Raw genomic sequence first — 24992 nt, forward strand, 5'->3', positions numbered from 1 at the left:
AGACGAGTGACATGAGAGGGAGGCCCATCGGTGTCATCGGGGCAGCAGGCACGCGCACAGGCGGCTGCGATCACGCCGAGTGGGCAGGCGCCGCCGGTCCATGAACGGGCCCCCGGCGACCGGGTCCGCGCCCTCTTCGACGGCCACCGGCTGTCCCCGGGGCAGCGGCGCATCGCCCAGTACCTGGTCGACCACCTGACCGAGGCGGCGTTCCTCTCGATCACCGAGCTCGCCGAGCGGGTGGGGGTCAGCCAGCCGTCGGTGACACGTTTCGCCACTTCTCTCGGCTTCAGTGGCTATCCGGCCCTGCGCGACGCCCTGCAGCCGATGGCGCTGAGCGCGGTCGCGGGCTCCCCGGAGAGCCGCGAGCAGTTCCGCCGCAACGAGCTCCAGGCGGCCGTGGACGCCGAGATCGTGAACCTGGAGAACGTCCGGCGCCTGCTCGCCGACACCGACCAGGTGCTCGACATCGGCCGCGAGCTGGCCCGCTCGGTGCCGCTGACCGTCCTGGGCCTGCGGATCTCGGTCTCGCTCGCGGAGTACTTCGCGTACGCGGCACGGCGCATCCACCCCGATGTCCGGCTGGTGACACGTGGTGGCAGCGTCGCCTACGACGCGCTGCTCCAGTCCCGGGAAGCCGGCGGGACCTGGGCGCTGGCCTTCGCGATGCCCCGGCACGCCAAGGAGACCCTGTCGGCGCTGCGGGCGGCGCGCAGCGCCGGGCTGAAGATCGCGCTGATCACCGACACCACCCTGGGCCCGCTGGTGGACGAGGCGGACGTGGCGCTGACCGCCGGGACGGGTGCCCGGCTGGTCTTCGACTCGTACGCGGCTCCGGGGATGCTGTCCGCGGCCCTTCTTCAGGCCATGGCCGACGCGGATCCCGAGCGGACGCAGGCGCGGCTCGAAGGGTACGAGCAGGTCGCCGACCAGCACGGCTTCTTCCTGTAAGGCCGATTTTCAACCGGTACGGGACAGTCCACTTTCACGCCACGCAGGCGTATGTAATTTTTCATTCTCTTGTCTACTCGACGGTATATATGTTTACTGAGCAGCGCGCCGGATCCACGGACGCCAAGGAGGGCGACCCCACGCCCTCCCAGAACGGACACCCGCGCGGGACGGCTCCTCCTCACGCCCCGCGCCGGGTGCCCGTTCCCGGCACCGGTATCCACCAGAGCGCTTGTGGCGGCCTCGGTCAACCCCTGGGCCGAGGCCGCCCACCAACGTCTCGATCAGAGTTCCACACCACTCGGAAGCGACGAGAATGCGCCAGACGGCCTCCACCACGCTCAGCCCCGACTGGCCCTGCCAGGTCAAGACCCCGGGCACCCACGACTGGGAACGCACGGCCATGCGCTGGCTGCGGGATCTGCTGCCGGCCCGTTACGGCAGCTACTCGACGCTGACCCGCAGCCCCGTCCTCCTCACGCGGCACGCCCAGCTCCAGCTCCAGCACGAGATGCGCGCGGTCCGGGTCGCCCTGGAGACCAGCCGGGCCGAACTGCCCTCGATGGGCGTGGCCGAGACCGTCATCGAGAGCTCCATCCGGATGTACGCCGTCGAGCTCCAGCAGCTGGGCCGCCTCTCCCGCGCGGTACGCCTGGTCGGCGACGCGCTGCGCGTCACGCAGAGCTGACGCCGCTTCCCCTCCACGGGACCTGACCGCGGCGGGCATAGACAGCCCCGAGGTCGAGCACGTCTTCGGCGATCCGATCACCCGGGCCCGCGCACTCGCCTTTCGCGCCCACCCCGCTGCCGGACCTCGCCACCCCGCGGCTGCGGGTGCACCAGCGGCGCGTGCTGCCGGCCCGAAACAGTGACTTACCTCCCAAGCGTGACCTCCGGAGCGGTCCGTCGTTGAACACGGCGGTCAAGCGAAGTGCACCAGTGAAGTCCCGGGTCTCCCCGCGAGGCCCGGGACTTCGCTTGTGCGGACCCCGCGCCGGCCCCGGACGGGGTCGTCGCCCCGGGCCCGGAAGGTGCCCCGACCCTGTGCGGCCCGGGCCCCTGGGACGGAACTCGCTGGTCAGGGGGGACGGAGGGTGACAGACTGGGACGGCTTCAGGTCGACCCAGGAGGACACATGGCAGAAGAGTCGGACACCCCGCAGGACGAATCGCCGGCCGAGGAGGCCAAGCGCAGGTTCCGGGAGGCCCTCGACCGCAATGCCCGCAGTGCCCACGCACGGCAGGCTCACCAGAGCCGGGCCAAGATCCAGGGCGCCAGCGGTGGCGCCGGCGGCAAGAACAAGAAGACCCGCCGCAAGACGGGCTGACCGCCCGCGGCCGTCTCCACGGCCTGCCCTGAAGATGTCGGACGAAGGGGCCGTCTCCCGCTCACAGAGCAGGAGACGGCCCCTTCGCGCGTCCCCGGCCACGGTGGACGCGCTGGGCCACTCGGGTGACAGCGGATAACCAAGCGCGCGGATTGCAGTTGATCAGCTCGTCCCGCCGGGGGCAGCCATCCCATGCAACAGCGCTACAGAAGGAAAATCCTCATGTTCAAGAAGCTCATGGCCACCACTGCGGTCACCGCCTCCGTGCTGGGCCTCGGTGCCGCGGTTGCCGCCCCGGCGATGGCGATCGGCAACGACAACGGCGTCAACACCGTCAACGGCAACGACTCCGCGCAGATCTACGGCAACCAGGAGACCAAGGGCGCGATGAGCCCGCAGCTCAGCGCGGTCCAGGGCTCCCTCAACAAGGTCTGCGTCGGCCTGCCCGCGAAGGTCAACGCCCAGTCGCTGCTGGCCGTCCTCGCCAACATCGGCGTCCAGGACGTCAACGTCCTGTCCAACCCGATGAACCAGCAGTGCACCGAGAACTCCACCCAGGCCAAGGGCGACGAGTCGCTCTCCCACATCGTGGACAACATCCCGGTCCTCTCCGGCAACCTCTCCGCCGGCAGCTGACCGCTCCTGGTCGACCGGCAGGGCCCGTACGCGCGATGGCGCGTACGGGCCCTGCCCGTTTGCCGGAGCGGGCGCCCCGGATGTTGTCCGAAACGGATGAATGATGGTCTAGACCTTGACAGGTCCAGACCAGCTTCGCTTCAGTGGCCAGGAATGCCCCCCACGGCAATTCCCCCCACTGAAGGAGCAGTTACGTGATACGTGCGCTTCGCCGCCGAGCCCTCGCCCTGGCCGCCGCCGCGGCCGCCACCATCGGCCTCGCGGTCGCCCTCCCCGCCTCGCCCGCCTCCGCCGCAGCCGCCTGCGTCTCCCCGTGGTCCTCGTCCGCCGTCTACACGGGCGGCATGAGCGCCTCGTACAGCGGGCACAACTGGCAGGCCAAGTGGTGGACGCAGGGCGAAACGCCCGGCACCACCGGGCAATGGGGCGTCTGGTCCGACCTCGGCACCTGCGGCGGTGGCGGCGGCCAGGACCCGGACCCCGGCAATCCGTCCGGATTCGTGGTATCCCAGGCCCAGTTCAACCAGATGTTCCCGAACCGGAACCCCTTCTACACGTACAACGGCCTGGTCTCGGCCCTGTCGGCGTACCCCGGCTTCGCCAACACCGGTGACGACACTGTCAAGCGGCGCGAGGCGGCGGCGTTCCTGGCGAACGTCTCGCACGAGACGGGCGGGCTCGTGTACATCGTCGAGCAGAACACCGCCAACTACCCCCACTACTGCGACGCGAGCCAGCCGTACGGCTGTCCCGCCGGGCAGGCCGCCTACTACGGCCGAGGCCCGATCCAGCTCAGCTGGAACTTCAACTACAAGGCCGCGGGCGACGCCCTCGGCATCAACCTGCTCGCCAACCCGTACCTCGTGGAGCAGGATCCGGCCGTCGCCATGAAGACCGCCCTCTGGTACTGGAACACCCAGAACGGCCCGGGCACCATGACCGCCCACGCCGCCATGGTCAACGGAGCCGGGTTCGGCGAGACGATCCGCTCCATCAACGGCTCCCTGGAGTGCAACGGCGGCAACCCCGCCCAGGTCCAGAGCCGGATCAACGCGTACCAGTCCTTCACGCAGATCCTGGGCGTGAGCCCGGGCGGCAACCTCGGCTGCTGAGGCCGCCATCGCCCCTGCCGCCCTGCACGCCCTCAGCGGGTGCGCAGGGCGGTGGCCAGCTGGGCCCGGGAGCGGACGTCGAGCTTCTGGTAGATCCGCGTCAGCCGGGCCTCGACCGTCTTGACGCTCACGAACAGCTTCGCGGCCGCCTCCTGGTTGCTGGCACCCTCCGCGACGAGCAGGGCGAGCCGGGTCTCCGCCTCGGTCAGCGCCGCCAGCACCACGGCCGGACCGCCGCCCGGGGCGGGGGCCGGCTCCCGGTTCTCCGCGGCGAGTTCGGCCCAGGGCTTCGCACCGGCCGCGGTGAACACCTCGGCGGCGGCACGCAGCGCGGCGCGGGCGGGGGCGCGCCGGCGCCGGCGCCGCTCCACCCGGGCCAGGGCGAGCAGCGTACGGCCCCGCTCCACCGGGAGCTCGAGCGCCGCGAACCGCTGCGCCGTGGCCTCCAGCAGGTCCACGGCGGCATCGGCCTCGCCGTGCGCGGACAGGCACAGGCCCCGGGCCCGGTCCAGCGCGGCGACCACCCCGGTACGCCCCAGGCCGAGGGCCACCGTACGGACGGCTTCGAGCAGTTCGGCGGCCTCGTCGGGTGCGTCGGCGGCCACCAGCGCCTCGGCCAGCTCTCCGTGCCAGCGCAGGATCGAGGGGTCGACGACCTGCTGGGCCTCCTCCAGTTCGGCCACGCGGCGCAGGGTGGCCACGGCTCTGGCGGCCTCCCCCGTCGCCAGCTCCGTCAGGCCGAGTGCGTACAGGCTGCGCGAGAGGAAGACCTGGTCGTGCTCCTCCTCGGAGGCCTGGATGCCGCGCCGGGCATAGCCGGCGGCACGGGCGAAGCTGCCGCCCATGGCCTCGGCCATCGCGGAGGCGTACCAGGCGGGGCCGGGCGAGAGGCCCGCCTCGATGGTGAGTTCGAGGCCGCGGCGGGCGTGCGCGGAGGCGGACGTACAGCGGCCGCGGCGCAGTTCCACCTCGGTGAGGCTGCGCAGGACCTCGAAGACGTCCTCGGCGGATCCGGTGCGCCGGACGGCGGGGAGCAGGACGAGGAGCTGACGCCGGGCGTCGTCGAGGCGGTCGTCGAACAAGGCGTGTCGTACGTCGAGGTACTGCGGCGCGTTGCGCATGCCGAGCGGCACCTCGGGGGCGGGCAGGGCCAGGGCCTCGGCCAGGATGTCCTCGGCGTCGGGGTCCCCGAGGATGCGGCCCATCCGGGCCCGTACGGTCAGGGCCATGGCCTCGGCGACCTGGTCGCCGCCGCGGGCGGCGAGCTCGCCGGCCTCGGCCGCGGCGTCGCGGGAGCGGACCGGGTCACCGTCGCTGAGGTTGTACTTCGTGGCGATCCGCAGCTGTACGGCCGCCTGGAGGGCGGGATCCCCGGCGGCGTCGTCCATGGCGTACGCGAAGGTCTCGTCGAGGGCGGCGAGGGCCTGTCCCGCGGCGTCGATCACGGCGAGCCGGGCGCGTACCCGGTCGGCGGGCGAGGCGTCGCGGGCCAGTACCGCGCGGGTGGCGCGGCGGGCGAGGTCGGCGCGGCCGGCCCAGCCCGCGTCCTCGGCGGCGGCGACGAGGCGGGCCAGTTCGTCCCCGGGCCGGTTGGTCGGCGTACGTTCGGCCGCGAGCAGGCCGAGCTCGGCGGCCAGGGCCCGCTGGCCGCGTCTGCGGCAGGCCGCGGCGGCCTCGGTGATCTCGGCGGCGAGCCACTCGTCGGGGGTGTCCACGGCCAGGGCGCGGTGGCGTACGGCCTGGACGGGGTCGTCGACGGCGGCGGCGAGCGCGGAGTGTCCGGCGGCGCGCTCCGGCCAGCCGGCGTCGGCGGCCAGGGCCATGGGCAGGGCCCCGGCGGTGAAGGCGACGGCGCCGTCCTCCCCCACGGTGACCAGCGCGGCCCGTTCCGCTTCGGCGAGTTCGGCCTCGGCGTCGGGGCGTCCGGCCCGGCGCAGCAGTGCGGTGGTCGGGCGGGCCGCGAGGGCGGCGAGCAGCAGGGTGCGGCGGGCGGGGGCCGGGGCTTCGGCCAGGAGCCGGCGGGCGACCTCGCGGGCCTGGCCGGACAGGGGCAGGGGGTCGGCGTGGTGGGCGCTGGCGTCGCGGGCCTCGGCGGCTTCGGCGAGGGAGTGGCCGAGGGCGAGGGCGAGGCGCGGGTTGCCGCCGCTGGCCTGGTGGATGCGGCCGGCGAGGCGGGCGGGGAGGCCGTGGCGGGCGAGGAGTTCGGCGACCTCGTCGGCGCCGAGCGCGGGGACGCGGATCGCGGGGGTGCCGGGGCCGCACAGGGGGCCGCCGACGGGTGCGCCGCCCTGGACGCATTCGGCCACGAGGACCCGTACGCGGGGCGGGGTCAGCCGCAGGGCGAACCGGAGCAGATCGGTGCTTTCCGCGTCCAGCCACTGGGCGTTGTCGAGGACGAGCAGGACAGGGGTGCGGGCGGCGAGGGTGCGCAGGACCTCGACGACGGCGAGGCGCAGCGCGACGTGGTCGCGGCCGGCGCGGGGCGCGTCGGTCTCGCGGCGCAGGAGGGCGATGGCGGTGCGCTGGGGTCCGGAGAGCCGGTCCAGCGCGGCGCCGGGCACGAAGGCGAAGAGCGCGGCGGCGGAGGCCTCCGGTATCCACTGGTCGGCGGCCTCGGGAGCGAGGCGGAGCACGGTCTCGTGGCGGGCCGCGGCAGCGGCCGCGACGGCCCCGGCCACCTCGGTCTTGCCCGCGCCGGCGGGTCCGGTGAGGAGTGCCCGCCCGTGCGCGGTCAGGGCACGTTCGACCTCCTTGATCAGTTCACCGTGTCCGACGGTCGTGTCAGCGTTCCCCGTCGCCGCCACCACGCAACAGCCACCAGCCTCTCGTCCCCACTTCTGTGCATGTCCTGTGAGACGCGACAATACGAGGTCGGATGCCGGGTGGACCCGGATTGTGACGCAGAATTCAGTCAGCTGTCAGGAAACGGCTGCGGACCTGCCGATACGAGGTGTATCGGCAGGTCCGCGGGCTCATCGGTCCGTACTGGCGCGGCCGGCCGGGTGCTGCTGACCGGCGCGGGTTTCAGGTGCTCAGAAGCCGAGGCTCCACGAGTCGATGAAGCCGGTGTCGCCGCCCGCGTTGTCGTTGACGCGGAGCTTCCAGGTGCCGTTGGCGACCTCCGAGGAGGCGTTCACGGAGTACTGCTGGTTGATGTTGGCGGTGCTGCCGCCCGCGCGGTTGTGCAGGGTGTAGACGGAGCCGTCCGGGGCGACCAGGTCGACCTTCAGGTCACCGATGTACGTGTGCACGATGTTCACGTTCACCTCGAGCGCGGCCGGGGCGTTGCCCGCGACTCCGCTGACGGTGATCGGGCTCTCGACGGTCGTGTTGTCGAGGATGTTCACGTTCGTACCGTTCTCGAAGCCCGGGGCGGGCGTCGAGGTGACGGCGGCGATGGTCGCGGCCGCGTCGGCGATGCCGGTGCCGCAGCCGCCGGTGCAGGTGCCGGGCAGCGGGCGGGCGTTGGCCTTGATGGCCGACTCGACCTGCGCCGGGGTCAGCGAGGGCTTGGCGGCGACGACGAGCGCGGCGAGGCCCGCGATGTGCGGGGCGGCCATGCTGGTGCCCTGGTAGGGCTTGTAGATCTCCGAGCCCGGGGTGGTGGCGCCGTTGTTCAGCGTGGAGAGGATGCCGTTCTCGGGGGTGGTGACGGTGCCGGGCGTGTCGGTGGCGCGGCGGGTCTCACCGCCCGGGGCGGAGACGTCGACGCGGCTGCCGAAGTTCGAGTAGAACGAGCGGTCACCGGTGCGGTTGGTGGCGGCCACGGAGACCACGTTGTTGCAGCTGGCGGGCGAGAAGCCGGCCGCGTCCGCGTTGCTGTTGCCGGCGGCGACCACGACGGTGGTGCCACGGGCGACGGCCGCGTTGATGGCGTTCTGGTAGCTGGCGGTGCAGGCGCCGGAGCCGCCGAGGCTCATGTTGATGACCTTGGCGGGGGTGGCGTTCGCCGGGACGCCCGAGACGGTGCCGCCGGAGGCCCAGGTGATGGCGTCGACGATGTCGGAGGTGGTGCCGCCGCACTTGCCGAGCACGCGGACGGGCTGGATCTTCGCGTTGTACGCGATGCCCGCGACGCCCTTGGCGTTGTTGGTGGCGGCGGCGATGGTGCCCGCGACGTGGGTGCCGTGCCAGGAGGAACCGCTGGCCGGGGAGCCGGTGCCGCACTCGCCGGCCGCGCTCCAGTCGCCCGCGTCGGCGGGGTTGTTGTCGCGGCCGTTGCCGTCACGGGCGCCGGTGGCGTCGGAGATGAAGTCGTAGCCGGCGACGATGTTCGAGGCGACGTCGGAGTGGGTCACGTAGCCGGTGTCGATCACGGCGACGGTGACGCCGGAGCCGGTGGTCTTGTCCCAGGCGGCGGGAACGTTCATGCCGCCGGTGGGCTCGAAGAGGTCCCACTGCTTGGCGTACTCGGTGTCGTTCGGGGTGGCCATCGCGTAGGCGCGGGAGTCGGCCTCGACGTACGCGACGTCCGGGTCGGCACGGAACTGGGCCATCACGTCGGCCGCGGCGGCCGGGGCGACGGAGCCGCCCAGGTTGACGAGGGCGGCGCCGGTGCCCAGACGGCGGTCGAACTTCGCCTTCTTGCCGGCCTTCTTGCCCTTGGCGGTCGCGTCGTCGGCGGCGGCCTTGTTGGAGCTGGCCTCGGTGGCCGAGGACTTGTAGCCGACGATCAGGTTCTGCACCGGCGCGGCGTCCGGAGCGGCCGGCGCCCCCGCGGCCGGCAGGGTGGCGGCGGCCGGAGCCGGAGCGGGCTCCGAGCCGGCCAGGGCGACGGAAGCGGTGGCGGAGCCGGCGAGCAGGGTGACGGACATCGCCACCACGGATATGAGCCTGCTTCGTCTCGTTGCGTGCACTGTCTTCCCTTTCGCGGGCCCGGTTCCGGGCAAGCCGGAGCGGGCGGTTGAGCAGTGTGGGAGGTGAACCGGCGGCTACGGGGCCGGGGACGGGTCGGTCAATCCCGTCCCGGCCACCGCTGCTCGCCGCGCTGTCCCGGCCGCTTCGGCGGGGCTGGGGCAACGGCGGTGCGGGCGATCCACCCGCCCGGACGGCTTCACACCATGTGGGGTTGGCGCGGGGTCCGTTCGGAGCGGGAGAGATCGCCGGTGGGCAGACAGTAGGCAACGCGGGGATGAACCCGATACAGGGAAAACCCTTGTCCGCACCCCTGCCGCCCCCCTACACCTCCCCCGGACCCTACCCCCCGCCCCCACGCCCCCGACCCCCAGGTCCCCCGTATCCCACGGGCCTCATGTGAGGCAGGACGAACCACTCGAACCCGGACAGCCGGAAGCTCCCGGCCGCAGCCGGGAGCTTCGGTGCCGCACGGCCGTCCCGGGTTAAGAGAGCGGCCGTACGGAAGGGCGTCCGTGCAAGGTCATGCGCATCGCGGCATCAGCGGGACGGGCACACGCGGCCTCCCGGTCCGCCCTGGAGGTACGCCGCCCGTTCCTTCGCGGTGAGGTCACGGCCGACGGCGTGACAGATCTCTTGGACGGCAGACGCGGGCGAGGGGAGCGAGGCGCTCCACAACCGCACGGAGTCATCGGCGCTGCCGGCGGCGACGGTCCGCCCGTCGGGGCTGAACGCCACCGCTGCCGTCTCTCCGGCAGGATTGGCATACGTGACCAGGGTCTTGCCGGTGGCCACGTCCCACAACCGCACCTTCGTATCGGCGCTGCCGGTGGCGAGCGTCTGCCCGTCCCGGCTGAACGCCACTCCGTACACCGCGTCGGTGTGGCCGGTCAGCGTGGCGCGTACCTTGCGCGTCGCCACGTCCCAGAGCAGCACGGTGCTGTCGTCACTCCCGGTGGCAAGCATGTCCCCCTTGGGCCGGAACACTACTGAATACACCGGTCCGTCGTGACCAGTCAGCTTGGACATCGCGTGGGTGTGTACGTCCCACAACCGCACGATGCTGTCGGTGCCGGCGACGGCTAGCGTGTCCCCGTCGGCGCTGAAGGCCATGGACGTCACCGACATCTCGTCGGTGTCGCGGAATTCGTCACGGACCTCGCGGGCGTCCACGTCCCACAGCAACACCTTCGCGTCACGACCCCCGGTGACGAGGGTGCGCCCGTTGGGACTGAACGCCACGGCGCCCACCGCGTCGTCGTGACCTCTCAGTGGGGGGCGCATCTCGCCTGTGGCCACATTCCACAAACGCACGGTGGTGTCGTCGCTCCCGGTGGCGAGAGTGCTTCCGTCAGGACTGAACGCCACCGCTTTCACCGCCCCGGTGTGGCCCTTCAGGACGTGCAGGACCTTGCTTTTGCCCACATCCCACAAGCGCACCGTGTGGTCATCGCTGCCAGAGGCGAGAATGCCCTTCACGGAGCTGAAGGCCACCGCTTCCACCCCCTCGATGTGGCCCTTCAGGACGTGCAGGACCTTGCTTTTGCCCACATCCCACAAGCGCACCGTGTGGTCATCGCTGCCAGAGGCGAGAATGCCCTTCACGGAGCTGAAGGCCACCGCTTCCACCCCCTCGATGTGGCCGTTCAGCGGAGCGCGGTTCTGCCCGGTGGCCACGTCCCAGAGACGCAGGGTGGTGTCCTTGCTGCCGGTGGCGAGGGTGCGTCCGTCAGGGCTGAACGCCACGGATTGCACCGTGTCGGTGTGCCCGGTGAGAGTGGCGCGGGACGTGGCCGTGGGCACGTCCCACAAGCGCACCGTGTTATCGGCACTGCCGGTGGCAAGAGTCCGGTTGTCGGGGCCGAACGCCACGGATTGCACCGAGTCGGTGTGGTCGGGCAGTATGGCACGGCGCTTGCCGTCGGCCACGTTCCACACCATCGCCGCGTTGTCGTCGCTGCCCGTGGCGAGGGTGCGCCCATCAGGACTGAACGCCACCGAGAGGACCGTGCCGGTGTGGTCGGTCAGCTTGGCGCGGGGCGTACCGGCCTTCACGTCCCACAGCCGCGCCGTCATGTCGAAACTCCCCGTGGCGATCTTGCTCCCGTCGGGGCTGAACGCCACGGCGTCCACCGGCTCGGTGTGACCGGACAGGGTCTTGCGCCATGCGCCCGAGTGCACGTCCCACAGCCGCACCGTCTTGTCGGAGCTTGCCGTGGCGAGGGTGCGCCCGTCCGGGCTGAACGCCACCGAGTTCACCTCCGCACCGTGACCCTTCAGGATGTCGCGGACCTTGCCGGCGGCCGCGTCCCACAACAGCACGGTGCCATCGGCGCCGGCGCTGGCGACGGTCTTCCCGTCAGGGCTGAACGCCACCGACCACACCGTGCCCGTGTGAGCCGGCAGGCGCAGCCGCAGCGGGAGGGCTGCCGCGTCGTGAAGGCTTTCGACGGACTCGGGGGTCGGGCTGGTGCGGTATGCCTGGATGGCCAGCAACGCGGCCACGTCGGGGTTCGTACTCATCAGCGCACCGGCCTTGGTGGCGAGCTGCCGTGACGACGCCGCGTCACCCCTGGCGTCGGCCGTGTGCCACTGCCAGACGGCTCCTCCCACGGCCACGAGGGCGAGGGCGAGCAGCCCGGCCGGGATCATGTTGAGGCGTCTGCTGCGCCGGATGACGGCCTGTTGGCGCTCCTGACTCGCGGTGAGGAAGGCTGCGACGTCGCCGGGCAAGTGCCGCTGGTGCGACCATTCGAGGCCTTCCGCAAGTGCCGTTCCCGCAAGGAGGTCCCCGGGGTTGCTGCCTTCCACCCAGCGCGCGCGCCGTTCACGGGTGTGCTCGAACCACTCCCGGAAACGGTGGTCCTGGCTGACCCACTCGCGCAGCGTTCCCCAGTCCTGGATGAGTGCGTCGTGGATCAGCTCGGCGACGGGCGGCCCGGCCGGGACCTCGGGTCGGCCGGGAGTGCGGGGCGTGTGCGTCGTGATGATGCGGTGATGGGTGAGGGCCGCCATCACCTGGTCGAAGGACTCACCCCCGTCGGGCGGGGCGTCCGGGTCTGCCGCCAGCTCGCGCAGTTCGTGGAGCGGGACCTGGGCGCGGATGGCGGGGATGTGGTGGGCGACGTCCGCCGGCCGCACCAGGGAGGTCAGGATCCGCTGGGCGATCGGCCGGTCCTCCGGGGGCAGCTGGTTGAGGGCCGTGTCGCAGAACGTGGTCAGGCTGCCGGTGACCCCGCCGATCCGCCGGTAGGCGTCGTGGGTGAGGTACCCGTCCTGGCGCCGCTGCCACAGCTGACTGAGCGTCAGCTCCAGCAGGGGCAGCACCGTGACGGGTGCCTGGCGGGCGGCGCCCTGCTCCGGGCTGATGGCCAGGACGTCGCTGATGATCTGCTCGGGCAGCCCGTGCTGGAAGTGGGCCCCCATGTCCTGCGCGGGCAGCGTGATGATGTCGTGCAGGTCCTGCTGGCTCAGGGCGCTCGGCACGTTGAGCAGACCCGGCATCGCCGCCTCCAGCATGCGGGCCAGCGCGGCCAGCTGGGGGTAGAAGTCGTCGCGCATGATCAGGATGACGCTGAGCTCGGCCTGTGACTGGACCGCCGCGGTGATCTGGTTCGTGGCGGCCAGCCGGCGCTCGTGCTGCGGGCCGGCGGCGGACTGGGCGAGCAGCTCCTCGAACTGGTCGATGACCAGGACGACGCGCTGGTACGAGGGTTCGGCCTGCAGCTTGCGGGTGACCGCCGCGGCGATGCCGAGCGTGGTGGTCTCCGGGAGGCCGGCGCGCTCGATCTCTACCAGGAGGTCCTCCCGAGGCCGGGCGAGGACCGGCAGCCACCGGTCGCTCCCCGGCAGTTCACCGGCTGCCAGCGCGGGTAGCACCCCGGCTTCGACCAGGGACGACTTGCCCGAGCCCGAGGGCCCCAGCAGCAAGGTCAGCCGCTGCTGCTGCGCCAGGTTGGCCAGCACCTGCCGCACGGCGTCCGTCCGGCCCTCGAACCACCGGACCTCGTCCGCGGTGAACGCCTCCAGCCCCTGATAGGGGCACACGTCCTGCTCGGCCAGGCCGGGCCAGACCTCCCGCAGCACCTGGACGGGGGTGACGTAGGCGATGCCCTGCCCCCGCTCGTACACGTCCGGGGCGGCGATCTCGGTGAGCATGCCGATGACCAGGCCGGTCACCTCGTCGACCACCGGACCGCCACTGAATCCGGTGGTCAGGTCGTTCGCGGCGGTCAACTGGAGGTGTTCGCCGCCGCCCTCGATGGCCGGCAGCAGGTCGCCGGCCACTCCGAAGCCGAAGTGGCCTCCCGGCGGGGCCTGGGCGGGGAACCCGAACGAGCGCACCTGGTGGCCCCGGCAACCTGCCGCGGAGCCCAACGGCAGCGCATCGACATCCGCCGGGGCGCCGCCCAGGCGCACGATGGCCACGTCCTCGCCCTCGGGAGGCCGCCAGGCCTCCTCCAGAACGTGTCCCTCGACCCGGGGCGCGCCGGCCGCGTGCGGGAAGACCAGCTGCACGCTCGCGCCCGGCCCGGATCCGGCCACGGTGACGACGTGCGCACAGGTGGCCAGGATGTCCTCCGCCACCAGGAAGCCCGCCCCGGCCACCTGTCCGTCGGATCCCAGGATCTGGGCCACGGCGGGCGGCAGCCACGGCCTACCGTCCCGCTCCGGCCCGGGCCCTGCGGTGCCCATCGGGATCAGCCCCCGCCCTCGTGCGGATCCGGAGGGTCGGGATCCTTCCGCGTCCACGTCATGGTCACGTTGAGGTGGCACTGGGCGCCGGTCTTGGTGATCACGGCCCCCGCCTCGACCGCGAGGTCGACGCCGAACCCGACGACGATCTGGTCGGGCCGGGCCTTGCGCAACTGTTCGAGCGTGACACGCGCCGCCTCCGTGACCGGCACCAGAGCCTCTTGCAGGGTCTCCGGGAGTTGGTGGATCGCCTCGCCGAGACGGCCGGCCTTCACCGGCCCCTCCAGCCCGGCCGGGGCCTCGATCAGGAGACTGCCCCCGCCGTCCAATGGAATCCGCGCCAGAGGTGCCACGACTCCTCCTCTGCCTGACGAACGCACCGCGGCCGCCGCCCCTTGGGACGAAGGGCGTCAAAGCGCCCGGCAGCCGAGGGGAACACGCCGTGGGGTCGGAGGCACCAGGTAGCGAGCGGGAGGGCGATGGCCTGCTGGCCGCCCATGCGGTCGACGCTCGCGTACGGACCCTCTACCGGTCGTAACCATCATCGGCGCATCCGTCACGTGCCGCATCCCGGGGCTTACCCGTCCGAGGTCACAGGCCCTTCGGAGCGGCCGCCGCCCGGGTCCGCTACAGCGGCGGGGAGCCGTGGTGGGTGCGGAAGTAGGTCCAGCTCGTCTCGTTGGGCTCCGTCCACTTCTCCGGGGCGTGGGCGTACTCCGGGTGACGGGCCGCGATGTACGCGCGGGTGCGCTCCGGCACCTCGGCGTACGAGCCCAGCTTGTGGCCGCGGCAGTGGAAGGTGAGGCCGCCCTGGCGCTGCCCCTGCTCCATCCACGGCATCCACGGGGACATCCGCGTCCAGGACATGGTGCTCGGGACGCTCGGCTCGTCGGTGGTCAGTACCGTGGCCGGCGCGAAGAACTGGAAGAGCTCCAGCGCCCGGTACGTGTCGTCGGCGGAGTTCAGCGGGTAGTCGGCGACCGGCAGCGGCGACGGGTAGGCGAGCGGGATCTCCAGGCTGAAGCAGACCTGGTCCCCGAGCTCGGTCAGCGGGACCGGGAAGGGCCGCAGCCTCAGATTGGCCGGATCGTTCCAGATGTGGACGACCGGCTTGTCCTCCCAGGTCTCCAGGATCTCCCGGGTCTGCGGATCCAGGAAGAAGGCGGCCTCCCGGGTGAGCAGTTGGAAGCCGTCGGTCTCCGGGTCCAGGACGAGCCGGGCGACGTTGAGCCCCTCGAAGCCGAAGAGGCGCCGGTACGGCTGGTCGGGGGCCCAGGAGTAGATGTCCCCGGACCACCGGAAGGTCACCTCGCCGCCGTCGAGTGAGGCGCGGGTGCGGGCGAACGCGTGCAGGAGCTGGGCGGGTGTCATGCGGGTTACTCTGCGCAGTCCGAGAGCGGCTCGGCAAGGTCGCGGGCCGCCCGGCGGCGGGCCTGCGCCCGGCATCCGGGATGCCAGGTTGACGCTGCGGCGCGCAGCGGCGACCGTGACCCGCATGCGGAACGAACGCCAACTGCTCACACTGCTCGTCTGCCTGGTGCTCGGCATCGGGCTGACGGCCGCCGTGCTGGGCGCCACCCGTGCCTCGGGCCCTGACGGGACCTCGCATTCCGGGACGAACTCCCGCGACTACGTGGACATACGGGACGTACCGTCCGGCCCGCGCGAACCGTCGGCGACCGGACCCGACGCCTCGACGGGCACCGTGACGGTGGACTGCGGGCGCAACGAGGAACGCCACTACAACGAGGACAACATCGTGGTGTCCCCGGGGCTGCGTTCCGGCGCCCACCACACCCACGCGTACGTGGGGAACCTGACCACGGACGCGATGTCGACCGACGCCTCCCTGGCGGCCGCCGCGACCAGTTGCCGCGGCGGTGACCACTCCACGTACTACTGGCCGGTCCTGCGCCGGACGGACCGGGCGGGCAGCAACCCGCACGAGGGCTCCGCCGGGCACGGCAACGCGGGCGAGATCCTGCCCGAGGCGGCCGTCTCCGTGGAGTTCCGCGGCAACCCGGTGGTCAAGGTCGTGCCGATGCCGCGCTTCCTGCGCGCGATGACCGGCGACGCGGTGGCGTACACCGCGCCGAGCGAAGCCGACGTACGCGCCCGCTGGGGCTGTTCCGGCTCCCCGGACCGGTCCACCACCCGCTATCCGCGCTGCCCCACCGGCGAGCGCCTCACCCGTACGCTCGTCTTCCCCAGCTGCTGGAACGGGCTGGACACCGAGAGCCCGGGGCACCGCGCGCACCTCCTCTTCCCCGCGGCCAACGGGGTCTGCCCGCAGGGCACGTTCGCCGTGCCCCAGCTGCGCATCTCCCTCGCGTACGACGTGCCGGCGGGGGCTCCGGTCGCCGTCGACTCCTTCCCCGAGCAGCGGCACAGCCCGAAGACGGACCACGCGATGTTCGTGGACGCCAAGACGGACGCGCAGATGGCCGCCGTCGTCGGCTGCCTCAACGCGGGGCGCGTCTGCCGCACCTGAGCACCGTCACGCACGAGTGACGGGGGTCACATGAACCGGGTCCCGGCGGGGCGCGTGTTCTGACCGCACCAGATGGGCGAGGAAGACGGAGAGGGTGAGATGGCCGGACCAATGTGGCCCCGTACACGGCGGGGATCGACCGATGAGGCACTGATCAGGTCGGTGTACGAGGAGCATGGCCACGCCCTGCTCGCGTACGCCACCCGGCTGACCGGAGACCGGGCCACCGCCGAGGACGTCGTCCAGGAGACGCTCATACGCGCCTGGCGGCATTCCGAGGTGCTGGTCAACGGGAAGGGTTCGGTGCGCGGCTGGCTGCTGACGGTGGCCCGCAACATCATCACCGACCGCTACCGGGCCAAGGCGGCACGCCCCGCCGAGGTTTCCGGGGACGCGGCCGCTCCCCCGGTGGAGCTGGACCACGCGGATTCCATCGTGGACACGATGACCGTGCTGGGCGCTCTCGACCAGTTGTCCCCGGAACACCGGGACGTGCTGAAGGAGCTGTACTACCGCCAGCTGAGCGTGGCCGAGGCGGCCGACAGCCTCGGCATCCCGGCGGGCACGGTCAAATCAAGGGCGCACTACGCGCTGAAGGCACTGCGCGAGGTGTTCCGCCAAGGCGGGACCACGGAGGGCCGAGCGGGCAATCGAATGGGCAGGCCGCCCCGGCAGGGCGCTGGACTGCAGGAGGTGGTGGCATGAACCGGCAGCGGCACGAGGAGGAGGAGCTGCTCGGCCCGTACGTTCTCGGCGTCCTGGACGCGCATGAGATCTATCGGGCCGAGGCGCACATGAGCGGCTGCGTGCAATGCCGTGAGGAGGTGACCGCGTTGCGCGAAATGGAAGCGGCGTTGGGCGAGGTGCCCTCGGAGGCCTTCCTCGACGGACCGCCACAGGGCGGCGATCTGCTGCTCCAGCGCACGCTGCGGCAGGTGCGGGGCGAGGCGGCGGGCGAGCGGCGCCGCCGATGGGGCCTCGCGGGACTGGCCGCGGCGGCCTCGCTGGCCGCCGTGTTCTGGGCAGGGGCGCAGATGGGCTCGGCGGACGGCACGCCGGTGGCCCTGCCGCCGACGCCCTCGCCGTCGGTCTCGGCGCAGCCTTCGCCGCCGCCGGCGGGTACGAAGGTGGCCTCGGCGACCGATGCGCGCACGAATGCGCGCATGACCGTGCAGGTGACACCGGCGGCCAAGTGGGTCCGGGTGCACGCGGCCGTGGCGGGGATCCCGCCGGGCGAGCGCTGCCTGCTGATCGTGGTCGGCAAGGACGGCAAGCGCACGTCCGCCGGCAGCTGGGTCGTCGGCAGCCAGAACGGCGAGGGCAAGGGCGCGTCGCTGGACGGCTCGGCGGCGGTGGACCCGACCGACGTCAAGGAGGTCGTGGTCGAGAACGAGTCGGGCAAGCGGTTCGTGTCGGTGCCCATGCCGGTGTGACCACCAGGACCCGCGGTGCGACCACCGGAACCCGCGGCGTGACCGCCGGCTTTCCCCGCGGTGACGCGCGTACCCGGCATCGCGTAACGGAGCCCGGGCGGCCGTGAGAACGGCCCGCCCGGGCTCCCCGCCGTCTTCGGGCCGGCGCCCCCGGCGCACCCTTCCCCAACCGGACCGATCATCACATTGCGCTCCATGACATCCTGTGACGTCACAACTCGCCGGACGGGATCGGCGGACGTCCGGGGAATATGGGGAAGGTCGATGAGGCTCTGCTTCCTGGTGGAGGAGCACTACCGCCACGACGGCATGCCGAACGAGGTGATCCGGCAGCTGACCGCATGGGGACACCAGGTGGACGTGGTGCGGCCGGGCGGCTCGCTGCTGCGCATGGGCGAGGTGGTGGCCTCGGGCGCGCACGACGCCTGGGTGCTCAAGACCGTGTCCGGCGGGCCCGGGCTGACCCTGCTCGAAGCCGCGGCCGCGGCCGGCATGGCCACCGTCAACGACGCCCGCTCGATCCGGGGCGTACGGGACAAGGCGCTGGCCGCCGCCATCGGCCGGACCGGGGGGCTCCCGATGCCCGCGACGTACGCCGTGGCGCGGCCGGAACTGCTGCGGGAGATACCGGCGGCGGAGTACCCGCTCGTCGTGAAGCCGGCGGACGGCAGCTCCGGGCGGGGCGTGCACCTGGTGTCCGCGCCCGGGGAGCTCGAAGCACTGCTCCCGGAGCTGGCCGGCGAGCACATGCTCATCGCCCAGCCGTACGTGGCCAATTCGGGCACCGACATCAAGGTGTACGCGGTCGGCGGGGAGCTCTTCGCCACCGAGCGCTGCTCGCCCCTGCACCCGGATCCCGCAGTGCGGGAGCGGCGCGTGCCGCTGTCGGCCGAGGTGGCCGCGATCGCCGCGCAGGTGGGGGCCGTGTACGGGCTCGACCTGTACGGGGTGGACGTGCTGCTGGGTCCGGACGGGCCGGTGGTGGTGGACGTGAACGACTTCCCGAGCTTCCGCCAGGTCCCGGACGCGGCGGCCCGGGTGGGACGGGCCGTGCTGGGACTGGCCCGGGCGGGCAGCCCGGCGGCGGCTTCGGCCTGCCGTCCGCCGGCTCACGGACTGCCCCTGGCGATCCCGGCGCAGGCGACCGCGGCGCAGGCTTCGGTGGCTCCCGCCTCGGTGACGCCGGCGTCCGCGCGGGCCGGCGAGGCCGCCCTGTGAGGATCTGCCTGGTCACTCCGGAGCCCGGCCATCCGCTGCTCGCCGCCGCGGCGGCGCTACTCGAAGCGGCCGGGCACCGGGTGGAGTCGCTGGATCCGGATGCTGCGGACGCGGCCCCCGGCGACCTGGCCGACGCATACCTGCTGAAGGCGCGGACGCCGCGGGCGCTGGACCTCGCGCGGGAGCTGGAGCGGCGCGGGGCCCCGGTGGTGAACTCGGCGGCGGCGACCGCGCTCTGCCAGGACCGCACGCGGATGGCGGAGCTGGCCCTGAGCGGCGGTCTGCCCTTCGCGGGCACGCGTACGTACGACTCGCTCGCCGCCTGGGCGGCCGGCGCGGCGCTCGGCGGCTCGCCCCTGGTGGTCAAGAGCCGGCACAGCCGCCGGCACGACCTGGTCGCCCAGGTCGACGACGGCGACCGGCTGCGCGAGCTCGCGGACGCCTGGCCGCAGGAGCCGGTCGTGGTGCAGGAGTTCGCGCCCAACAGCGGCTGGGACCACAAGCTGTGGGCCATCGGCGACCGGGTGTTCGCCGCTCTGCGCCGCTCCGAACTCGCACCGGAGGGCCGGGGTCCGACGCGGCCGCTCGCCCCGGCCGAACTGCCGCCCGGCTGGGCGGACGTGGTCCGCCGCACCGGCGAGGTGTTCTCGCTCGACGTCTACGGAGTGGACCTCATCGACACCGGCGACGGCACTCCGCTCATCGTGGACGTCAACGCCTTCCCCGGAATCCGGGGCCAGGCCGGCGCCCCTGAAGCCCTGGCGGCCCTCGCCCTGGACCGGGCCGCGGCTCCTCGCTGATCCCCTCGTCCGAGGACCGGACAGGGGGAATCCGCCGCACCGGGGCGTGTCGGCGGGCCGGAGCCGGTGCGGGCGCCGTGAGGATCGGCGGATGGGCGTCGTGCTGCCGGTCTTCTTCGCGCTGTTCGCGGCGCTCAGCAACGCGCTGGCCACCGTGCTCCAGCGGCGGGCCGCGCTCACCGTGCCGCAGAGCAAGGGCTTCCGCTTCGGGCTGGTCCTCGATCTGCTGCGGCGGCCCGTGTGGGTCGCCGGCATCCTGGCGGTGATCGCGGCCGGGGTGGGGCAGGCCGCGGCGCTGGCGACCGGCGCGCTGGTCCTCGTACAGCCGCTGTTCGTACTGGAGCTGCCGCTCGCGCTGCTGATCGCCTCGCTGCTGACGCGCCAACGGCTGCCGCGGGCCCTGTGGCTGGCCGTGGCGGGGGTCGTGGCCGGGCTCGGGGTGGCCATGGCAGCGGCCTCCCCCGCCGGGAACCGGACGCACGTCCCGGCCGACCGGTGGATCCCGGCCCTCGTGGCGTGCGCGGCCGTCGTCGCGGCCTTGGCGGTGGCCGGGCTGCGCCGCCCGCCGGGGCGCGCCCGGGCCGGCTGCCTCGGCGCGGCCACCGCCGTCTGCTACGCGATCACGGCCGCCCTGATGAAGCATTCCGTATTCGTGCTGACCGAGCACGGCATCGTCGGGTTCCTGACCGCGTGGCAGACGTACGCCTTCGGCGCGACCGGCATCTGCGCCCTGCTGCTGCTCGAACACGCCATGCAGGGCGGACCGCTGGTCGCCTCGCAGCCCGCGCTGACGCTGGGCGACGCGAGCGTCAGCGTCGCACTGGGCGTGGTCCTGTACGAGGAGCACCTGCGGACGGGCTGGTGGGTGCTGCCCCAGCTGCTGGGCGTGGCGCTGGTCTGCGTGGGCGTGGTCGCCCTGGCCCGGGCGGGTACGGGCGCCCCCTGACGCGGCGCCGCCCCGCGGGGGTAGCGTGCGGGCGGGCAGTCGAGTGGAGGGCGGTTCCCATGCGCGCGGTGGTGTTCGAGCGGTACGGGCGGCCGGCCGAGGTCCGCGAGGTGCCCGATCCGAGCCCGTCCCCGGGCGGGGTGGTGGTGCGCGTCGAGGCGACGGGGCTGTGCCGCAGCGACTGGCACGGGTGGATGGGGCACGATCCGGACATCGTGCTGCCGCACGTGCCCGGGCACGAACTCGCCGGTGTGGTGGAGGCGGTGGGCTCCGCGGTGGTGGGCTGGCGGGCCGGGGACCGGGTCACCGTGCCGTTCGTATGCGCCTGCGGGAGCTGCGCCGACTGCGCGGCCGGGGAGCAGCAGGTGTGCGCGCGGCAGACGCAGCCCGGGTTCACGCACTGGGGGTCCTTCGCGCGGTACGTGGCGCTGGAGCACGCGGATGTCAATCTCGTGGCCGTGCCGGAGGAGCATTCGTACGCGACGGCCGCCGGGCTGGGCTGCCGCTTCGCGACGGCGTTCCGGGCCGTGGTCGCACGGGGGCGGGTGGCGCCGGGCGAGTGGGTCGCCGTGCACGGGTGCGGCGGGGTGGGGCTGTCGGCCTTGATGGTCGCCGTGGCGGCCGGGGCGCGGGTGGTCGCGGTGGACACGGCGCCGGGGGCGCTGGAGCTGGCGCGGGAGCTCGGCGCGGCGCACTGCGTGGACGCACGGGCGGGCGGTACCGCCGAGGCCGTTCGGGATCTGACGGGCGGCGGCGCGCACCTCTCGCTCGACGCGCTGGGCTCGCCGGCGACCGCGGCGGCCTCGGTGGCGGGCCTGCGCCGGCGCGGGCGGCACGTACAGGTGGGGCTGCTGCCGGCAGCGGCGGGGGAAACGGTACTGCCGATGGAGCGGGTGATCGGCTGGGAGTTGGAGGTCCTCGGCAGCCACGGGATGGCCGCGCACGCGTACCCGCCGATGATGGAGCTGGTACGGTCCGGCGCCCTGCGTCCCGACCGGCTGGTCACCGCGACGATCGCCCTGGACGCGGCCCCCGCCGCCTTGGCCGCGATGGGCACGGCGCCCGGGCGCGGGGTCACCGTCATCCTGCCGGGAGCGTCCGCGCAGGGCTGAGCTACGCTCTGCGCGCATTGACCGGATCGTGTTCCAGGAGGTGGCCGGTGGGCGTCAGCCCTTACGGCAGAGTGCCGATGTCCGTGACCGCGCTGCTGGCGGGCGGCCTGCTGCTCGGCGGCTGCTCCGGCGGCACGTCCCCGGCACCGGAGCAGTCCGGTTCACCGACGCCGGGTACGAGCGCCGCCCCGACGGCGACGGCCTCGCCGACCGCGGCGTCGCCCACGGCCACGCCCGCCGCCGCCCCCGCTTCCGCGGAGCCGGCCGAGACCCCGGACCCGACGGCCACCCCCGGCGCCCGCCCGAAGTCCCCGCCCCCGTCGCGCGCCTCGCAGATCCCGCAGAACCCGAACCGCGGCCCCAACCCCCCGCCGGCGCCGACGCACGTCCCGACGCCGAACTGGACGCCGTGGAAGCCCGATCTCAAGGACCCCTCGATCCCGACCTACACCATCGCACCGCTGCCCTAGGAGCCGCCGGGTCAGCGGATTCCGGCGTCGGGGTGCGCGGCGTCCCAGTCCCGGCGGGCTCGCGCGATGGCATCGCGGTGTTCGGCCGACCAGTCGGCGAGGGCCTTCACCAGATGCGTGAGGCTGTGGCCCGTCGGGGTGAGTTCGTACTCGACCTGCGGCGGCACCGTCGGGTGCACGGTCCTGGTGATCAGGCCGTCGCGTTCCAGCCGCCGTACGGTGAGGGTGAGCATCCGCTGCGAGATGCCGGGCACGGCGCGCTGCAGCTGCCGGAACCGGCGCATGCCCTGGGCCAGTTCGACGACGACCAGGACCGACCACTTGTCGCCGATCCGGTCGAGCACGTCACGGATCCCGCAGTCCTCGTGCTCGTCGCCGCAGCTGACGACGGGTGGGGTGGTTACCGCCGTGTGCCCTGCTGACATGCAAGTGCCTCCTTACGCCCTCCGGGGCGAACCCGCAGGATGAACCCGGTTACCGAAGAGAACCTACCGGAACGGGAAGACCCTGATGATCTTGGTTACCGGCGCCACCGGCGCCCTGGGCTCGCTGATCGCCGAACGGCTGTCCGGCCGCGGCGACACCGTCCTCGGAACGCGCGATCCCCGGCGTCTCCCGGCTTCGCTGCCGGTCCGCCGCATCGACTTCGACGACCCCGGCACCCTCGTCGAGGGCTTCGCGGGCGTGGACGTGCTGCTGCTGGTCTCCGCGGGCTACGGCGAGGACGACACCGTCATCGCCCGGCACGGCGCCGCCATCGACGCCGCCGAGAAGGCCGGTGTCGGGCAGGTCGTCTACACGAGCCTGACCAGCGCCGGCGATCACCTCCCCTTCGCCCTGCCGCACCGCTGGACCGAGCGCCGGCTCCGGGAGAGCTCCATGCACTGGACGGTCCTGCGCAACGGTCTCTACGCGGAGTTGCTCGCCGCGATCGCGGCGCCGTCCGAGGACGGCCGGATCACGGCACCGCTCGGCGAGGGCCGGCTGGCAGCCGTCGCACGCGCGGATCTGGCCGACGTCGCGGCACGTGTGGCGGTGGAGGCGCCCGCCCATGCGGGACGCGTCTACGAGCTCGTCGGCGAGCAGGCCGTCGGCGGCGCCGATCTGGCCCGCGCTCACGGGCCGCACGTCACGTACGAGCCCGGGACGCTCGCCGGGGCCCGCGCGCGCGTCGCCGCTTCCGGCGCCGAACTCTTCCAGGTGCCGATGCTGGTGGGCACGTGCTCCGCCATCGCCGCCGGATTCCTGTCCCACACCGCCGGTGACCTGCGCCGGCTCCTGGGGCGCGCTCCCCGCTCCCCCCTCACGGCGGCCCTCGGGTAGCTAGCCCTCCGTCAGGCCGGTGATCTCCTGGACGTGGTGGAGGCTGGGGGTCTGGAGGACCGCGTGGAGCTGCTGGAAGAGCTGGCGGGCCGCCACCGCGTTCCAGTCGGCCGGCAGGAGTTCGCTCGGCAGGCCCGGGTCGAGGTACGGGAGGCGGCGCCACTGCGTGAGCAGCGGCACGTAGTGGCGGAAGGCCTCGGCCTGGTCGGGCTCCCCCTCGGCGGCCAGGCGCGCGGCGACGGGGGCGTACGTGTCGGTGAAGGCCGCGTACTGGGTCTGGATCGCCGGGAAGTCCCACCAGTCGCTCACCGTCTGCGCCAGGTCGCTGAAGGCTGCGTAGTCGGCGGCGAACAGGTGGACGTACTCGCTGAGGCCCAGCCGTACGAGCATCACTCGGGCGTCTTCGAGCAGCCGCCCGGGGGCGAGCCACACACCCGGCGCGATGTTGCCGAAGCCGAGCCAGGTCAGCCGGGTGCGCAGCTGGTAGCGGTGGGAGCGCTCGGACTCGGGTACGGAGAACACCGCCATGGCCCAGCCGTCGGCCAGGTCGGCGGGTTCGAGGCTGGCGAAGATGCGGCGGTCGCCCTCGTCGAAGACGGGGTGCACGGCCGGGCTGAGCCGGTACCCGGTGGCGCCCCGGCGCTCCGGTTCCAGCACGCCGCGCTTCTTGAGCCGCGAGATCGCCGACCGCACCGCCGGGCCGTCGACGTCCAGCTCGCCCATCAGCGTGATCAGGTCCGCGATGGAGATCCAGCCGCCGAGGGGGCGCAGGAACGCTCCGTAGACCGTGTTGATCAACGAGCTGGGCCTGAGGGGGCTGTCCGACATGATCGCCTTCCGTAGTGCGCGGTCGCGATCATATCGAGCGCCTCCCCCCAGGGCCCCGGCCCCTACTGCGGAAGCGGCGTCCGTGCGTACGCGCCGGAGAGCAGATGGCCCGCGCCCGGGGCCACCGCCGGCAGGTCCAGGGCGCGCAGCATCTGGTGGGCGGTGCAGACCGCCGCCGACACCACCGGCTTGCCCAGCAGCTGTTCGGCCTCCTCGATGGCCCCCAGGGAGGGCATCTGCACGCATGCGGAGAGCACCACCGCGTCGGCGTCCGCGTACTCCAGCGCGCGGGCGAGCCCGGGCAGCTTCGCCGGGTCGTGGGCGGCCACGTCGAGATTGTCCGGGATCTCGAGGGCCTCGTAGTCGAGGACCTCGATGCCCTCGTGGGTGAGGTATTCCACGACGGTCCGCGTGAGCGGGCGCATGTACGGGGCGAGCAGGGCGATCTTGCGCGCGCCCATGGTGTGCAGTCCGTGGACGAGGGCGCCCGCGCTGGTGACGACGGGTGCGGGGGCGCCGTTCTCCACCGTACGGGTGTGCAGGCGCCGCTCCGAGGTGCGGTGGTAGCCGAGGCCCATGCTCATGATCGCGACCAGGCAGGCGTACCCGAGCACGTCGACGCGGGCGTCGGACAGCTCCACCGCGCAGCGGTCGGAGTCGGCGTCCATGGCCTTGAGCTGTTCCGGTGTCACATGGGTCATGCGCATCCGGCTGGAGTGGAAGGTGAACCTCTCGTCGGGCAGGACCGCCTGGCGGGCCCGCAGGATGGCGGGGACCTCGGTCTCCATGGTCACGT

At 73.0% G+C, this 24992-nt stretch carries 22 protein-coding genes; 14 read left to right on the forward strand and 8 right to left on the reverse strand.

Going from position 1 to position 24992, the window contains the following annotated elements:
- Window positions 1–30: 30 nt before the first annotated feature.
- The 5 genes from ACFXGI_RS12675 (at window position 31) to ACFXGI_RS12695 (ending at window position 4026) form a co-directional block, all read left to right on the forward strand.
- The gene (locus ACFXGI_RS12675; protein WP_030160961.1) at window positions 31–951 is read left to right on the forward strand and encodes a MurR/RpiR family transcriptional regulator; all 921 of its coding nucleotides are present in this window, start codon (window positions 31–33) and stop codon (window positions 949–951) included.
- A 316-nt stretch (window positions 952–1267) separates the two neighbouring features.
- Window positions 1268–1639, forward strand: a complete 372-nt coding sequence (locus tag ACFXGI_RS12680; RefSeq protein WP_030860856.1) for a hypothetical protein — start codon at window positions 1268–1270, stop codon at window positions 1637–1639.
- 447 nt (window positions 1640–2086) lie between these two features.
- Window positions 2087–2278, forward strand: coding sequence for a DUF5302 domain-containing protein (locus ACFXGI_RS12685; RefSeq protein ID WP_384705406.1), 192 nt, complete (start codon window positions 2087–2089; stop codon window positions 2276–2278).
- Between the two features lie 222 nt (window positions 2279–2500).
- Window positions 2501–2914 (forward strand): rodlin, encoded by a 414-nt coding sequence (locus tag ACFXGI_RS12690; protein WP_384705407.1) that lies wholly within the window; start codon window positions 2501–2503, stop codon window positions 2912–2914.
- Between the two features lie 194 nt (window positions 2915–3108).
- Window positions 3109–4026, forward strand: coding sequence for a glycoside hydrolase family 19 protein (locus tag ACFXGI_RS12695; protein WP_384705408.1), 918 nt, complete (start codon window positions 3109–3111; stop codon window positions 4024–4026).
- A gap of 32 nt (window positions 4027–4058) precedes the next feature.
- On the opposite strand, the gene ACFXGI_RS12700 is transcribed toward ACFXGI_RS12695, so the two are convergent.
- From ACFXGI_RS12700 to ACFXGI_RS12720, 5 genes are all read right to left on the reverse strand, one after another.
- Window positions 4059–6833: an AAA family ATPase gene (locus ACFXGI_RS12700; RefSeq protein WP_384705409.1), complete on the reverse strand. Its 2775-nt coding sequence runs from the start codon at window positions 6831–6833 to the stop codon at window positions 4059–4061.
- A 225-nt stretch (window positions 6834–7058) separates the two neighbouring features.
- Window positions 7059–8840, reverse strand: a complete 1782-nt coding sequence (locus ACFXGI_RS12705; RefSeq protein WP_384705488.1) for a S8 family serine peptidase — start codon at window positions 8838–8840, stop codon at window positions 7059–7061.
- 580 nt (window positions 8841–9420) lie between these two features.
- Window positions 9421–13518, reverse strand: a complete 4098-nt coding sequence (locus ACFXGI_RS12710; RefSeq protein WP_384705410.1) for a trypsin-like peptidase domain-containing protein — start codon at window positions 13516–13518, stop codon at window positions 9421–9423.
- A gap of 62 nt (window positions 13519–13580) precedes the next feature.
- Window positions 13581–13928, reverse strand: coding sequence for a CU044_2847 family protein (locus tag ACFXGI_RS12715; protein ID WP_053694095.1), 348 nt, complete (start codon window positions 13926–13928; stop codon window positions 13581–13583).
- Between the two features lie 274 nt (window positions 13929–14202).
- Entirely contained in the window at window positions 14203–14946 is a 744-nt protein-coding gene (locus tag ACFXGI_RS12720) for a DUF1838 family protein (RefSeq protein WP_384705411.1), read from the reverse strand.
- A 124-nt stretch (window positions 14947–15070) separates the two neighbouring features.
- On the opposite strand from ACFXGI_RS12720, the gene ACFXGI_RS12725 reads away from it, so the two are divergent.
- The 8 genes from ACFXGI_RS12725 to ACFXGI_RS12760 all read left to right on the forward strand — a co-directional run bounded on the left by ACFXGI_RS12725 (window position 15071) and on the right by ACFXGI_RS12760 (window position 22045).
- The gene (locus tag ACFXGI_RS12725) at window positions 15071–16066 is read left to right on the forward strand and encodes a DUF1996 domain-containing protein (protein ID WP_384705412.1); all 996 of its coding nucleotides are present in this window, start codon (window positions 15071–15073) and stop codon (window positions 16064–16066) included.
- Window positions 16067–16165: 99 nt separating this feature from the next.
- Window positions 16166–16771, forward strand: a complete 606-nt coding sequence (locus ACFXGI_RS12730; protein ID WP_384705413.1) for a sigma-70 family RNA polymerase sigma factor — start codon at window positions 16166–16168, stop codon at window positions 16769–16771.
- A complete protein-coding gene (locus ACFXGI_RS12735) occupies window positions 16768–17499 on the forward strand; it encodes an anti-sigma factor (protein WP_384705414.1) in 732 nt (243 codons plus the stop codon). Before ACFXGI_RS12730 ends, ACFXGI_RS12735 begins: the two co-directional genes overlap by 4 nt.
- 264 nt (window positions 17500–17763) lie before the next feature.
- Window positions 17764–18717, forward strand: a complete 954-nt coding sequence (locus ACFXGI_RS12740; protein WP_384705415.1) for a RimK family alpha-L-glutamate ligase — start codon at window positions 17764–17766, stop codon at window positions 18715–18717.
- Window positions 18714–19517 (forward strand): RimK family alpha-L-glutamate ligase, encoded by an 804-nt coding sequence (locus ACFXGI_RS12745; protein WP_384705416.1) that lies wholly within the window; start codon window positions 18714–18716, stop codon window positions 19515–19517. Before ACFXGI_RS12740 ends, ACFXGI_RS12745 begins: the two co-directional genes overlap by 4 nt.
- Window positions 19518–19608: 91 nt before the next feature.
- Window positions 19609–20463, forward strand: a complete 855-nt coding sequence (locus ACFXGI_RS12750; RefSeq protein ID WP_384705417.1) for a DMT family transporter — start codon at window positions 19609–19611, stop codon at window positions 20461–20463.
- A gap of 59 nt (window positions 20464–20522) precedes the next feature.
- Entirely contained in the window at window positions 20523–21575 is a 1053-nt protein-coding gene (locus ACFXGI_RS12755; RefSeq protein WP_384705418.1) for a zinc-dependent alcohol dehydrogenase family protein, read from the forward strand.
- 47 nt (window positions 21576–21622) lie between these two features.
- Window positions 21623–22045, forward strand: coding sequence for a hypothetical protein (locus tag ACFXGI_RS12760; protein WP_384705419.1), 423 nt, complete (start codon window positions 21623–21625; stop codon window positions 22043–22045).
- An 11-nt stretch (window positions 22046–22056) separates the two neighbouring features.
- On the opposite strand, the gene ACFXGI_RS12765 is transcribed toward ACFXGI_RS12760, so the two are convergent.
- Window positions 22057–22470: a winged helix-turn-helix transcriptional regulator gene (locus ACFXGI_RS12765; protein ID WP_384705420.1), complete on the reverse strand. Its 414-nt coding sequence runs from the start codon at window positions 22468–22470 to the stop codon at window positions 22057–22059.
- 85 nt (window positions 22471–22555) lie between these two features.
- On the opposite strand from ACFXGI_RS12765, the gene ACFXGI_RS12770 reads away from it, so the two are divergent.
- Window positions 22556–23368: an NAD(P)H-binding protein gene (locus ACFXGI_RS12770; RefSeq protein WP_384705421.1), complete on the forward strand. Its 813-nt coding sequence runs from the start codon at window positions 22556–22558 to the stop codon at window positions 23366–23368.
- On the opposite strand, the gene ACFXGI_RS12775 is transcribed toward ACFXGI_RS12770, so the two are convergent.
- Together ACFXGI_RS12775 and ACFXGI_RS12780 are read right to left on the reverse strand one after the other, a co-directional pair.
- Entirely contained in the window at window positions 23369–24196 is an 828-nt protein-coding gene (locus ACFXGI_RS12775) for a PaaX family transcriptional regulator C-terminal domain-containing protein (RefSeq protein WP_384705422.1), read from the reverse strand.
- Window positions 24197–24258: 62 nt separating this feature from the next.
- Complete coding sequence (locus ACFXGI_RS12780) at window positions 24259–24984, reverse strand: Asp/Glu racemase (RefSeq protein ID WP_384705489.1); 726 nt, start codon at window positions 24982–24984, stop codon at window positions 24259–24261.
- Between the last annotated feature and the right edge of the window lie 8 nt (window positions 24985–24992).

Origin of the sequence: Streptomyces sp. NPDC059355 (assembly GCF_042752335.1) — a bacterium.
Lineage (GTDB): Bacteria > Actinomycetota > Actinomycetes > Streptomycetales > Streptomycetaceae > Streptomyces.